This is a genomic window from Acinetobacter pittii, from assembly GCF_034064985.1.
Lineage (GTDB): Bacteria > Pseudomonadota > Gammaproteobacteria > Pseudomonadales > Moraxellaceae > Acinetobacter > Acinetobacter pittii_H.
In genome coordinates this window covers 1,516,211-1,530,660 of record NZ_CP139249.1, presented here as the reverse complement: position 1 = coordinate 1,530,660, position 14,450 = coordinate 1,516,211, and the positions used below count along the sequence as shown (strand labels likewise).

The following is a 14,450-nucleotide window of genomic DNA, read 5'->3' as shown; positions in this document are numbered from 1 at the left end:
TTATGCGTTCCTCGATATTTCCTAGCCTAATGGCCCTATTGTTTATACCCTAAACCACTTACCACGAGTTATGCAAGATTCATTATAAAAATAACTTCTTATCAACTTTATAAAAGAATTTTTATTATAAAAAATTAAAAGTTATTATTTAAAATTGCTTAATAAATATAACTCACTCAATTATATAGTGAGTTATATTTATCAATACTGGTTATTAATTTGAAATAAATACGCCCTTCAAAATATGACCTGCTTCTAGTTTCACACTTGCCGGAATTCGCACCAGACAATTGGCCTGCATTAAATTACTGAGCATGTGTGATTGCTGTTTTGCCAGACTTTTAACTTTAAGTTGTCCATTGTCAAAATAAGCATGCATTCTTAGAAAACGTTCACGCGCATCTTCTTTTAAATCATGATCTAAAATTGCACTAAACCATTCTGGCCCTGCTTGATTTCCCTGCAAAGTGTCAAGCAATGCTTTACCGTAAACCTGCATAGAGACATAGACCGCAGCCGGATTACCCGGTAACCCAAGCAAATAACAACGGTGATCTTTTCCAGTGTGAGAATATTCAGCAAAAAAGAGTGGCTTACCCGGCTTTTGTTTTACTTTCCAAAAGATCTGTTCAAAGCCCGTCTCAAAAGCGCATGGTCGAACAAAGTCATAATCACCTACTGACACTCCGCCTGTGGTTATGATGACATCATGACTATCTTTTAACTGATTAAAGTAATACGTGACTTGCTCCGCTTCATCTACCACATGAATGAGTTCAATCTCTAAACCGTAATCTTCAAACCAAGCTTTTAGTAATGGTCCATTTGCATCAAAGATTTTACCTTCAGCAAGATCTTCTGCTGTTTCGGCAACTTCATCACCCGTGATCAAAACAGCTACTTTCGGCGCACGATAGACTTCAACGGTTTGCACTCCCGCCATACTTAAGGCAGCCAAACTTCCAATATTCAAAAATTGTCCAACTTGCGCAAGTAACTGCCCTTGCTGGATTTCTTCGCCAGTAAAACGAATATCAGCTTGAGGGCGTATATACTCCGTTAAACAAATCTCTTGTGGCGAAACAACCGATACGACTTCTTGCCGTGCTACATGCGTTGTCCCTTCAGGAATTTTGCCGCCTGTAAATATACGAATTGCTTGACCTTCACTCAAAATGTTATGACTTTCGCTTCCAGCACGAATCTCGCCAGTAATCTGAAACTTTTGATTATTTAAATCTTCGGCATGACAACAAAGTGCATAGCCATCCACAGCACTTTGAGAGAAGCTTGGCAAATTAATTTCTGAATAAATTTCTTTAGCAAGATACCTACTTAGGCTATTTTGAAGAGGTTGCTGAATTGAACCTAATTTTTTAGGTCGGTTACTAATCAGTCCAATTGCTTCGTCTACGCTAATCAATCCACGTTCTGCACCACAACCAGTCATTACTCATAGCCTCCCGGATGTGGTAGATCACGGCAAACATCAAAAATATGGACTAAGGCAGGTAAAATAGCAGCCATTGATTCGCTTGCTCCACCACGGCTTCCCGGTAAAGTCACCACTAAAGAACGATCAATAAAACCAGCTACTCCACGCGACATTGCAGCATATGGCGTGCGTTTTTGTCCAAATGAACGCGCAGCTTCCATTAAGCCATCTAGCTTACGCTCAAGAAGAGGTTCTAGCGTATCAACCGTAATATCACGCTTACCAATTCCAGTTCCACCAACGGTCATAATGCAAGCATATGATTTGCTCAACTCAAGCACTAAGTTTTTTAAAGTATCCGCTTCATCTGGCAAAATTTGGTAATGAATTGGATCAAATCCTGCCTCGGTTAAAGTTTCAACCACAGATTTTCCGGCAGTATCGGGCTTTCTACCCGCTGCTACGGTGTCTGACAACACAATAACAGCAGCCGAAACAGGCTGACGAAGAACTCGCTTAAAGTGTGATTTGCCACCTTTTTTCTTAAGCAATTTACATTGATCCATCCAGAGTTCTTCTGGTTCACAATGCGGTTTTAACATGTCGTAAATGGTTAACCCTGCAAGACTTGCAGCCGTTAAGGCTTCCATTTCTACGCCAGTTGGACCAATGGTTTCCACCACGGTAATAATCTTTACAAAATCATGTTCTAGTTCATATTCGACATCTGCCCGATAAATCGGCAGTGGATGACACAAAGGAATCAGCTCATCAGTTCGTTTTGCTGCCAAGATTCCTGCTACACGTGCGGTTTTTAATGCATCTCCTTTTTCGGTATTTCCCTGTCTTAATAATTCAATACAGTGCGGTGGTGCATATAAAATTGCTTGTGCTTCAGCAACACGATAACTTTCCGGCTTCATTCCTACGTTTTTCATTATTTATCCTAGTCTTGCTTATTTCAGTGTGAGTGTTCATGGCCGGCATGATGGTGATGCTTGTGTTCGTGCGGTGCATCCTTACGAATACAGCAGCCCTCTACATAATGACTCGTGCCATCTGTAAAGAACTCTTCTTTAAACACAGGCACTTCATGTTTAACCCGCTCAACCGCTTCTTCGCATGCTTGAAAAGCTTCACGGCGGTGGGCTGCATAAGCAATTGCAATGATTGCTGTTTCGCCCACATCTAGATATCCAATCCGATGAACAACTCGCACATAAGATACCTGATACTTTTTCTCAATTTCCAGTTCAATTTCACGTATCATTTTTTCAGAAAGCGGTTTATACGAGGTATATTTCAAGGCCTTAACCGCTTTACCTTCATGGTGATTACGAACTGTACCCATAAAAATATCAATTCCACCGCATTCAGGAAATGATTCAATAGGATCAAAAGTATCTAGGCTTAAAGCCTGCTCTTGTATACGTGCAAAATCTCGCATGACTTACCCTCCTGCAACTGGTGACAATAAAACCAAAGTACATGGCTCACTTAAGGCAGATTGTCTGGTTATAACGTTATCCTCTATCGCACATGCACATTTTTCCATGGCCTGTGTGCATTCCGGATGTAAAGTCACAATTTGATCTAAGACATCTTTCACTAAAATATTGGTAGGACAAACGATCGAAAGATTTTGGGGAAGCAATTTTTCAATTGCACCGAATGATTCGATTTTAATTTGGATAGATTGCTGCATTTATCCCCCAAGCATATGCATACTGATTTTACGGGTTTGTTGATGTTGTAAGGCGTGAAAGCCTTTTGCTTTGTGCCAGATATACGGTATAACTTGATCTTTTAATTGCTGACTATGCAGAACATGATCGGTTGAGTTATGTGCGCGTAATAATGCTTGAAGCTGCGGCTTAATATTTAAACCCTCCTGCGCAAATAGACAGTTATATAGCTCACCTTGTGCCGTTAGTCGTATGCGGTCACATTGGTGGCAAAATGAATGAGTAATGGTCGAAATGATGCCTAGAGTGTAGCTATTATTAAGTAGATATTGACGCGCTGGCTCATGTTGTTGCTCGATGACTTGTACCGAATAATGCGGTTGTAATGTCTGTAAAATTTCTGCTTCACTCACCACATCTTTATTTGACCAGAGTGCATCACCATCAAGCGGCATAAACTCAATAAAACGTAGCGGAATATGATTGGCGATTGACCATCTCACCATAGGTAAGATTTGATCGTCATTTTTATTTTTCATTAACACACAGTTAATTTTAAAGGGTAGCCCTGCATCTTTGGCAGCTTGAATACCCTCAAGAACTGGTTCTAACTTTTTCTTGGTGAGTTCTTTAAATTGAACTGGATCTAGGCTATCTAGACTAATATTTAAATCATCTAGACCAGCATCTTTTAATTGCTGAGCGTACTTTGCAAGGTAATGTCCATTGGTGGTCATTGAAATACGTTTTAAGCCTAATAATTTTAAAGCTTGTAAATCACGGACGAAATGGACAATGCCTTGACGCATTAATGGTTCGCCACCCGTAATACGGATGCTTTCAATACCTTGTTGCACCATAAAACTGCAAAACTGAAAGAGCGCCTCAAAACTAAGCAAATCTTGTTTATTTAGCCATTCAGGATGTTCAGGCATGCAATACACACACTTAAAATTACAGCGATCAGTTACCGAAATTCGTAATTTTCGCTTGATGCGCCCATATTGATCTTGCAAAAGCATTGGCGCAGTTTCAGAGTGATATTGTTTCATCATTTGCACTCATATCGAGAACAGTTCAAATATTGCAAGCACTGATTATGAGCAATTAAACTTTTAAAATTGCGCCTTAGTAGTGCTTTGATCTTTCATTGCAAAATTTGTTCCAATTCTATTTATCATCCATAACTTTTCGGGTTGTATTTGAAATTTCGGCCGTACCGTTTTAGCTCAAACTTTAAAGCTTTACAAAATCAGTGCGGCGTCAACCTGTTATATGCCCTACTTTATTTCTAGCACTTTTCTAAGCGGATGGGTACATATTTATGGTACGGCGTTTTAGATAAAGGATCACAATGTTCAGCGGAAATTAATTGATTTAATTGTGGTCCAATTGGTTCTCCACCTTGAAAGCGCATGCCATAACCATGTGGAAGCGAAACAACTCCTTTTCGCATTCCCTCATCAAAATCTACAGTAACTTGGATTTCTCCATGTTGTGAAATACATTTAAGCTGACCTCCTGCATCTACATTTAGTTGTTTTGCATCTTCTGGATGAATTCGTAAAGCCCCTTCAGCATCTACTTTTCGCCAAGCTGGGTCACGGTAAATTTGATTGGCGTTATAGCTACGTCGCTCACCTGATAAAAGTATGAATGGAAATTCTTCAACATTAACCGGATGATTTTTTAAATTTGTGAGCTCAGTTAACATCTCGGGAATAGCTAGACGTATTTTCTTATCTTTATAAGCTACCAGTTTCCAGACTTCATCATATTCATGTTGCGATAAAACCATACCTGAACGTTGCTTTAAAATTTGTTCAAATAGTTTGACACCTTGTGTTAACGGATTACCCTTGTACCCTGCACGGCGTACCGCTTTAGTATGTAAGACAGCATATTGAATCGACAGCGGTAATAAAAAAGCAACTGAACCAGCTGATTTTTCTAACTGTTTACCTAAAGTACGATAGAGAATTGAAGCAGCAAAAGGAATATATTTTTTATTTCGTGCAAAAGTAAGTCCCAATGCCAACAAGTAAGGTAAATAGGCTGTTTTTTTCGAGTCGACCGCAGCTATTTTTTCTAAAACTGGAAAGCGTTTTGGAATCACCTGCATGGCTTCAAGTAATCGAGTATAAATTTCGGCTTCCGGTAAAGTATTCGTTTGAGCGGTCAATACAGGATGTCTGAGATGAAAGCCATTCTTAGGGAACTCAAGATTAAAGCCCGTAAATTCCCATTTTTCAAACTGAGTGTGAGCCGGCAAAATGTAGTCCGCAAGCCTAGCGGTTTCCGTCATGGCAACATCCACCACAACCAACAAATCTAATGCTTTAAATGCTTCCTCATAAGCTGGTGTATCAGGATAGGTTAATAGTGGATTACAGCTATCTACAAACACAGCACGAATTCGCTTTTCCCCTGCTTTTAAGATTTCATCGGGTAAAATATTAGGCGGGAAAAACCCGGAAATCGGGAACATTTTATGGTAAACACTACGTCTATATTTCGGCTTTCTTTCATCTGTATCGCTTAAGATTGGAATAAACATGGTATGCAAATTATTGGCACCTTGTTTTCCAAAGTTTCCAGTCAGTAAGTACAGTAGTTTTTCTAAATACCCGTTTAAGGTAGTATTTAAAGTATGTTGAATACCTAAATCGATACGTACACAGCCTCTTTTTGCCTTGGCAAAATCTCGAACTACTTGGTAAATCAAATCGACTGGAACATCTGCCTTGACAATATAGTCTTCAATTGGAACTCGACTAAATGCAGCTTTTACTTCTTCAAACCCATGTGTATGCTGCTCAATAAACGCTGCATCATAAAGCTTTTCTTTAATAATGATCGCAATCATGGCCGACATTAAAAAAGCATCTGTCCCCGGTTTTAGTTGCACATGAATATCAGCTTGTTTTGCTGTTTCGGTAACACGCGGGTCAAACACCACCATGGTTCGATTTGGATCTTTCTTAATATGTTTTAGCGTGTCTCGAGCGTTGGGAATGCCATGGGCCTGAAAAGGATTTGTTCCAATGAAAAGTACATAGTCGGCGTGTTCAACATCTTCTGTAGTATGGCAGGCCTGACTACCAAACAAACGTCCATTGAGCCAAAAATCGCCCGTTTTTTCTTGGGCAAGTGAGTTGTAAGCATAATAACTTTTCATGGCCAGCAAAAGTTGTCGACCATACGCTGCACCTAAATGATTGCCTTGGCCACCGCCCCCAACCGAAGCAAAAGCAGTCCCACCAAAATCATCTCTAATCTGCGCTAATCGATCAGCAATTTCTTGTATGGCAACATCCCAACTTACTTCTTGAAATGATCCATCAGGTTGACGTTTCAAAGGTGTGGTCAAACGGTCTGCGTGTTGCTGGTAATGCTGTAATCTGGCAGCTTTTTGACAAATGTAACCTTGAGAAAAAGCATGTTCGGGATCACCTTTAATTTTGACAAACTGGTTATCTTTAATTTCAACACTTAAACCGCAATTTCTAGAACATAAGATACATGCGGTCACATCTGTTTTACTTTGCTGAGCTGCGTCCATCATTTTTCTGGCTCCGTTTATTTTTATACATCTAGCTAGAATTAAAATAACAAGTTCCAAAATAGAACTTATATATTAGATAGTCAAGAACGCATCATTTAAAATTTGTTTATAACATCACTTTAGTTTGTAAATTGATAGAATCTAATGTTTAACTCGCGGTAAATATCTCTTTAAAAGCATTGATTTGTTTATATTGTTGGAGCTCATCCAAAGAGTTAATGCTATGAAAAAATAAGTTTTGTTTTTGAAATACGGCGACTTGTGCATGTAAAAGCTTAAAGCACTCTTTTAAACTTAATCGTTGTTTATCAATTTGCTCTCGTATCGTAATCAGGCTTTCACGCTTTAATAAGCAAAATGGGTATAAAGCATCCCCATTAATTGAAACATAGGCTGCCTGAGCTTGTTTATTTTTGCGTAGTGCGCTGTGTAATTTCGCAACGACTTGCGTAGGTATATACGTCACATCACAGGGAATACACAAAACATAATCTGCTTTTACATGTGACCATGCGCTTTTCATGCCCATAAGTGGGCCGAAAAAACCGGAAGCATCATCTTGAAAACACTTAATATCAGGCACAATACTTTGATAAATCGAATAATCACGATGACTATTTACCCAAATTTCAGATACAGATGACTTTAGTTTTTGATGAATTTTGAGTAGTTGCGTATCGCCATCAAATTGCTGCAACAGCTTATTTAAACCATTCATACGGCGGGCTTGTCCACCCGCCAAAATGACCAGATCAGTTACGGGATATCCCTTATTCACACTTCCACCTCTTGTTGGCAAGCTTTAATTAAGCCACGAATCTCAGGTAAACATGAACCACAGTTCCCACCTGCTTTTAAACATGCAGTAACCTGTTTTTCATGGGTAATGTTTTGTGTTTTTATCACGTCGATAATTTTATTCTTACCTACTTTAAAACAACTACACACTAAAGGCCCATCATTATTGGTAGCCGACATTGGCATACCCGCTAGTAAAGCTTTTCGGTGCAAGGCACTCAAACGTTCTCGTTTAAAGAGACTCGCTACCCAATCACGGTCTGGCAATAAATCTGGCGGTGCAATATATAGACTTGCAATTACAATGCCATCTTTCAAAATAACGCTATGGCTCAGTTGTGAAGAGATATCTTCTATGCTTAACCATTCAAAGGTTTCATCGGCAAATGGTAAAAAGCTTTTCAGATTCTTTTGAGTATCGTGAAAAGTTTGGCGGTCTGCAAGTTCATAACGGTTGGTTTTAACCATTTTGACCTTGGTCCACCATGCACAGTGATGTAGCGATTCTTGAATATGCGAATCGTATCCTTCACGAATATAGAGCACGCCCTGCCAAGTGGTATAGAACGGCTGAATGATTACAGGCGTATGTTTGAACTCAGGTTCACCTGAAATTGCATCAACTTCTGGATTAACGACTTTACCAATGCGGGCGTCGGATGCAACCTGTTCAGTCCAGTGAATCGGTGCAAAAATTTGCCCACGACGTACCCCCGATGAGAAGGTCACACGTAGTACACAACTGCCCCATTTCGAACGAACTTCTACTAAGCCTTGATCACGTACGCCAAACTTCAAAGCATCACTTGGATGAATCTCACAGAATGGTTCAGCGCGGTGACTGGTCAAATTTGGTGACAAACCAGTACGAGTCATGGTGTGCCATTGGTCACGGATACGCCCCGTATTCAAAATGAGCGGATAATCTTCTGAAATTGCATGTACGGGATTAATTGCAACAGTCGGAACCAATTTTGCCTTGGTGTTTTTGTGACTAAACTGGCCCTTGCCAAACAGTTGTTGAACAGCTTTAGCGTCTTGTTTTTTATCCCATACTGGCCATTGTACTGGTTGCAGAGCATCGTACTCAGCACCACTTAGATTCATTAACCCTTTCAGATTGAAATAACGAAAATTATTACTTTGTTCACGAGTATCTATTTCTGCATTGTCTTGTGCCGATAACGCTGCATGCTCATTGAAAATATCAACAGCACTCGCGAAATCAAAACCATTGAAGCCTAATTTTTTCGCGACTTGGCTAACAGACCACCAATCCGCTTTTGCTTCACCCGGCGCAGGTAAAAAAGCACGTTGACGTGAAATACGGCGCTCAGAGTTCGTCACTGTGCCATCTTTTTCACCCCAACCTAAAGCTGGAAGCAAAATATCGGCGTAAGCTGTAGTATCCGTATCGGCACAGATATCTGACACAACGACCAATTCGCATTTCTCTAAAGCACGTTTCACCTGATCGGCATCTGGCAAACTCACCACTGGATTAGTTGCCATAATCCAGATGGCTTTAATTTTTCCAGCTTCAACCGCATTAAATAAATCAACTGCTTTCAAACCAGCTTGAGTTGCAATAAATGGGCTATCCCAAAAGGTTTGCACTACTTTTTGATGTAATGGGTTATCTAAGTCCATGTGTGCCGCTAGCATATTGGCTAAGCCACCCACTTCTCGACCACCCATCGCGTTGGGCTGACCAGTCATTGAAAATGGAGCAGCGCCGAGCTTACCAATTTTTCCAGTCAATAAATGACAGTTAATAATACTATTGGCTTTATTTACACCCTGACTTGATTGATTCACACCCATTGAAAATAGGGTAATGACTTTTTCAGTCTGCGCAAATTTCTCAAAAAACTGTTGCAACTTATCGAACGTAATTCCCGTACGCTTTGCCACATATTCAATATCGGTTTCTGGCTCACTGCTTTCCAAAACATCGTGCAAACCTTCGGTATAAGTATCTACAAAGGCCTGATCGGCATGGCCATTTTGATATAGATATTGAAATAAGCCATTAAATAAAGCGACATCTTGGCCCGGCAAAATCGGTAAATGTAAATCCGCTTGTTCACAAGTACTGGTAAAACGTGGATCAATCACCACAACAAACATATTTGGATTGTGGCTTTTAGCCTGCATAATCCGCTGATACAGCACAGGATGGCACCATGCGGTATTGGAACCGACCAATACCACCATGTCGGCATGTTCAAAATCTTCATAACTTGCAGGGACAAGATCTTCACCAAAGCTACGTTTGTGACCTGCCACCGCAGATGACATACAAAGGCGCGAGTTGGTGTCGATATTTGCAGTACCCAAATAGCCTTTTACAAACTTGTTCACCACATAATAGTCTTCAGTCAAAAGCTGACCAGAAACATAAAATGCAATGCTGTCATGTCCATATTTGTCGATACAAGATTGGAATTTATCAGCAATTTTATTGATGGCGGCATCCCATGTCGTTACCACCCGATCAGCTTTTCGTCCCATCATTGGTTGTAAAACACGTGTTTCTAACCCCAAAGTATCCGCAAGTCGGCTACCTTTAATACATAAGCGTCCAAAGTTGGAAGGATGCTCGGCATCCCCCTCAACTTGTACTACAGGCCCTTGAGGTTTTTGTTGGACGTTTACGCTAACACCACAGCCCACCCCACAATATGGACATGTTGTTTTGATTGTTTTTGCAACATGGTCGGAGCTATCAATTTCAACGCTTGGAATACTATTCATAACTGCTCCTTTCCCTATTTAGCCTGCATTTTTTAATGCAAAATCTCGACCAAATAGCAGTTTATTTCTAAATGAAGAAACAGGGGTTTGGTCTGCAATTAACTCTGCATACCACATGCCATCTTCAGTATCACCAAACAATACTGCACCGATTACTCGATCGCTTTGAATGATAATACGCTTATAAATCTGGCGTTTTTCATCGTTCAGGATAATGTCTTCATAATCATCTTTCGGCTCAAAATTGCCTGCCGAGAATACATCGACACCACTGACTTTTAACTGAGTCGGTACGGTTGGCGCTTTAAAAGTTAAGCTGCCATGCTCTGCTAAATGGGTCGCGCAAATAAAAGCTTGGCCCCATAGTGGCTCAACCAAACCAAAAGTTTGACCACGATGTTCAATACATTCACCCACCGCGTAAATACTTGGATCAAACGTTTGCATGGTGTCATTCACCAATACACCACGATTACAACGTAATCCTGCACTTTGCGCCAAGCTAATATTTGGACGAATACCTACAGCGAACACCACAAGGTCAGCATCTAAAACCGTACCATCTTTTAAACGGATTTGTTTCACATGACCATCTTCATCACCAATTAACGCCTCTGTATTTGCTTCGGTAATAATATGAATGCCTTTTTGCTCAATACTATGACGAAGTAATTGACTCGCACGGCTGTCGAGTTGGCGTTCCATAATACGGTCCATTAAATGCAGCACAGTCACATTCATACCGCGTTGTTTTAAACCGTACGCTGCTTCTAAACCAAGTAAACCACCGCCAATCACCACAGCGTTGGTTTTTGAACCGCAGTATTCAATCATGGTGTTGACGTCATAAATATCGCGGAAAGTTAACACGCCTTTTAAGTCAACACCTTGAACTGGTGGAATAAATGGTGCCGAACCAGTTGCCAAGATCAGACGGTCATAATCGACTGTCTGACCTTTTTCGGTGTAAACCACTTTACGTGGGCGATCAATTTTTACAGCCTTGTCACCGGCAATAAATTTAATGCCTTTATCGTCATACCACTTTGGTGGGTGCAGCATAATATCTTCAATGGTTTTTTCGCCTGATAAAACCGGAGATAACATAATACGGTTATAGTTACCCCATGGTTCTTCACCAATTACTGTGACGTCATAACGGTCTGGTGCCATATCCAGTAAATCTTCTAGACAACGCATCCCTGCTAAACCATTACCAATCAGTACTAGTTTAAGTTTGTCTTGAGACACACCTGTATTAGTAATATATGTTTTTTGCGGCACAGGATTGACCAAAACACGACCATCAACAATTTTGCTCGGATAAACTGAGAGTTTTTGGTCTTTATCTTCTAAACAACGACCTGTTGCTAAACTAAAGTGTTGTTTATAGATTGGCGATGCAATGACCCGCTCACCTTGCAAATCGCCAATAATGCCGCGGCTCATGACGTTGGCTTGGCTAAACGGATCTTTATTGCTTAACACGTAAACACGTTTTTCATGCCCTACACGAAAGATTGCCACAGCTTGACCACCCACTAGTGCACCCGCGCCAGTGTTTGGGGTTAAATCATCGAGTGCACATACATCAATCCATTGATCATCAGGAAGCATATTTTTGTCTTGTACAATATTCATAGAGATTCTCCTTTTATGCTTCAACCATTGGAATGCGGTCTTCTGAACGTTCAGCTTCAGTTAATGGGCGGATTTGACCACGTTCAGTCGTAAATTGAATGTGTGGATCAGCCTGTTCATTTGCATCTGCATTGATATAAGTTTGGAAACGTTTACGTACTTCAGGATTTTCTACCGCAGTACGCCATTCGTCTTGATATGTGCCAATAATGTGTTCCATACGGCGCTCAAGCTCAGCCGCCAAACCAAGTGAATCATCTACAACTACAGATTTAAGGTAATCTAGGCCACCTTCCATGTTGTCACGCCATACACTGGTACGTTGTAAACGGTCTGCGGTTTGAATGTAGAACATATAGAAACGGTCGATATAACGGATGAGCGTTGCTTTATCGAGGTCAGAGGCAAGTAATTCTGCATGACGTGGTTTCATACCACCGTTACCACAGACATAAAGGTTCCAACCTTTTTCGGTCGCGATAATACCGACGTCTTTACCTTGTGCTTCCGCACATTCACGAGTACAGCCAGACACCGCCATTTTTAATTTATGCGGTGAACGTAAACCTTTGTAGCGGTTTTCAAGTTCGATCGCTAAACCAACCGAGTTGTCTACACCGTAACGGCACCAAGTACTTCCCACACAAGATTTCACGGTACGCAATGATTTACCGTAAGCATGACCAGACTCGAATCCCGCAGCATTTAACTCTTCCCAAATGAATGGAAGCTCGTGGACTTGTGCGCCAAACATGTCAACGCGTTGACCGCCAGTAATTTTGGTATATAAGTTATATTTTTTCGCGATTTGACCAATGGCAATCAAACCATCTGGAGTCACTTCACCACCTGCCATACGCGGCACAACCGAGTAAGAACCATCTTTTTGAATGTTACCCAAGTAGTAGTCATTACTGTCTTGTAGACCAGCATGGCTTGGCTCAAGGACGAAATCGTTCCAGCAAGATGCCAAGATATTTGCCGCAGCAGGTTTACAAATATCACATCCTAAACCATGACCATGTTGATGAATCAAATCATCAAAGGTTTTGATTTCATTAACACGAACCAAGTGATACAACTCTTGGCGCGAGTACGGGAAGTGTTCGCAAATGTGATTGTTTACAGTTACACCTTGACGCTGTAACTCTGACTTCAACACTTGAGTCACTAATGGTGCACAGCCACCACAAGCAGTTGCTGCTTTGGTACATTTCTTTAATGCACCTAAAGAGGTCGAACCATCGCTAATTGCTTGGCAGATGTCCGCTTTTGAGACGTTGTTACATGAACAGATTGTTGCGCTATCAGGCAATAAATCGACACCGCTACCACCAGATTTTCCTGCCGACTGCTCAAAGCCCGGCATAATCAAGCTTTCAGGTACTTCTGGTAAAGCCAGACCGTTTAACATCATTTGTAAAAGGTCGTTGTATTCTTTGGCATCACCCACCAAAACTGCACCAAGCAATTTGGTTTTATCTGCATTTACAACGATCTTTTTATAAACCAGTGCATGCTCATCTGCATAAAAATAGCTTAATGCACCCGGCGTCATGGCATGCGCATCACCGACAGAAGCAACATCAACACCCATCAACTTCAACTTGGTGCTCATGTCTGCACCAGCGAAGCAATGACACTCTTCATCTAAAATGTGTTTTGCTGCAATACGTGCCATGTCATAGCCCGGAGCAACCAAACCATAAATTTTGTTTTGCCAAAGTGCACATTCACCAATGGCATAAATATTGTTATCTGAAGTTTGGCAATAATCATTAATGACAATACCGCCACGCTCACCAATCGCGAGACCACTGTTACGTGCAAGTTCATCACGTGGACGGATCCCCGCAGAGAATAAAATGACATCTGCTTCAAGCTCGCTACCATCTGCAAATTTCATTACATGTGTAGTGCTGTTGCCACATTCGATAGATTGAGTCGCTTTTTGTGTATGAACTTTTACACCAAGGTTTTCAATTTTACGGCGTAAAACTTTACCGCCCAAGTCATCAATTTGAACTGCCATTAAACGTGGCGCAAACTCAACAACATGGGTTTCTAAATCTAAATCACGCAACGCTTTGGCTGCCTCAAGACCAAGTAAACCACCACCAATGACTACACCCGTTTTTGCATTGAGACTCGCTGCACGAATCGCATCTAAGTCTTCAATCGTACGGTAAACAAAACAGTTTTCACGGTCATTACCCGGAATTGGAGGAACAAATGCATAAGAGCCCGTTGCCAACACCAATTTGTCATAGCTAATCACATCACCATGGTTGGTTGTAACTATTTGCGCAGCTGTATCAATTGCCGTTGCTTTCGTGTTTAAACGTAAGTCAATGCCATGCGCATCTGCAAAGTCAAAACGAGCTAAAGATAAATCTTTTGCCGATTTCCCCGAAAAATATTCTGTCAAATGTACGCGGTCATACGCGATACGAGGCTCTTCCGCGAGAATCGTGATTTCCAGTTCATCATCTGCTTTTTCTAAAATGGCTTCGATGAATTTGTGGCCCACCATACCATGACCAATCATTACCAATTTCATAGTGTTTCT

General features: G+C 41.0%; 10 protein-coding genes. All 10 read right to left on the bottom strand.

All coding sequences use genetic code 11. From position 1 onward, the window contains the following. Positions 1–214 precede the first annotated feature (214 nt). The 10 genes from moeA to nirB all read right to left on the bottom strand — a co-directional run bounded on the left by moeA (position 215) and on the right by nirB (position 14,441). Positions 215–1,450: a molybdopterin molybdotransferase MoeA gene (gene moeA, locus SOI76_RS07315; protein WP_104078848.1), complete on the bottom strand. Its 1,236-nt coding sequence runs from the start codon at positions 1,448–1,450 to the stop codon at positions 215–217. Next, positions 1,450–2,373: a bifunctional molybdenum cofactor biosynthesis protein MoaC/MoaB gene (moaCB, locus tag SOI76_RS07310; RefSeq protein ID WP_000799986.1), complete on the bottom strand. Its 924-nt coding sequence runs from the start codon at positions 2,371–2,373 to the stop codon at positions 1,450–1,452. The genes moeA and moaCB overlap by 1 nt, the downstream gene beginning before the upstream one ends. Positions 2,374–2,396: 23 nt before the next feature. Continuing rightward, positions 2,397–2,882, bottom strand: coding sequence for a molybdenum cofactor biosynthesis protein MoaE (moaE, locus tag SOI76_RS07305; protein WP_013197471.1), 486 nt, complete (start codon positions 2,880–2,882; stop codon positions 2,397–2,399). 3 nt (positions 2,883–2,885) lie between these two features. Further along, positions 2,886–3,140 carry a MoaD/ThiS family protein gene (locus SOI76_RS07300; protein WP_031962498.1) on the bottom strand — a complete coding sequence of 85 codons (255 nt, stop codon included), beginning with the start codon at positions 3,138–3,140 and terminating at the stop codon, positions 2,886–2,888. After that, a complete protein-coding gene (gene moaA, locus SOI76_RS07295) occupies positions 3,141–4,181 on the bottom strand; it encodes a GTP 3',8-cyclase MoaA (RefSeq protein WP_104078849.1) in 1,041 nt (346 codons plus the stop codon). Between the two features lie 230 nt (positions 4,182–4,411). After that, a complete protein-coding gene (gene fdhA, locus SOI76_RS07290; RefSeq protein WP_104078850.1) occupies positions 4,412–6,685 on the bottom strand; it encodes a molybdopterin-dependent oxidoreductase in 2,274 nt (757 codons plus the stop codon). Positions 6,686–6,833: 148 nt separating this feature from the next. After that, positions 6,834–7,463 (bottom strand): molybdenum cofactor guanylyltransferase, encoded by a 630-nt coding sequence (gene mobA, locus SOI76_RS07285; protein ID WP_005068841.1) that lies wholly within the window; start codon positions 7,461–7,463, stop codon positions 6,834–6,836. Then, on the bottom strand, positions 7,460–10,240 hold the full coding sequence (gene nasA, locus SOI76_RS07280) for a nitrate reductase (RefSeq protein WP_104078851.1): 2,781 nt from the start codon (positions 10,238–10,240) through the stop codon (positions 7,460–7,462). The genes mobA and nasA overlap by 4 nt, the downstream gene beginning before the upstream one ends. Positions 10,241–10,258: 18 nt before the next feature. Beyond that, entirely contained in the window at positions 10,259–11,881 is a 1,623-nt protein-coding gene (nirD, locus tag SOI76_RS07275; RefSeq protein ID WP_104078852.1) for a nitrite reductase small subunit NirD, read from the bottom strand. A 13-nt stretch (positions 11,882–11,894) separates the two neighbouring features. Then, positions 11,895–14,441, bottom strand: coding sequence for a nitrite reductase large subunit NirB (gene nirB, locus SOI76_RS07270; RefSeq protein WP_104078853.1), 2,547 nt, complete (start codon positions 14,439–14,441; stop codon positions 11,895–11,897). Positions 14,442–14,450 lie beyond the last annotated feature (9 nt).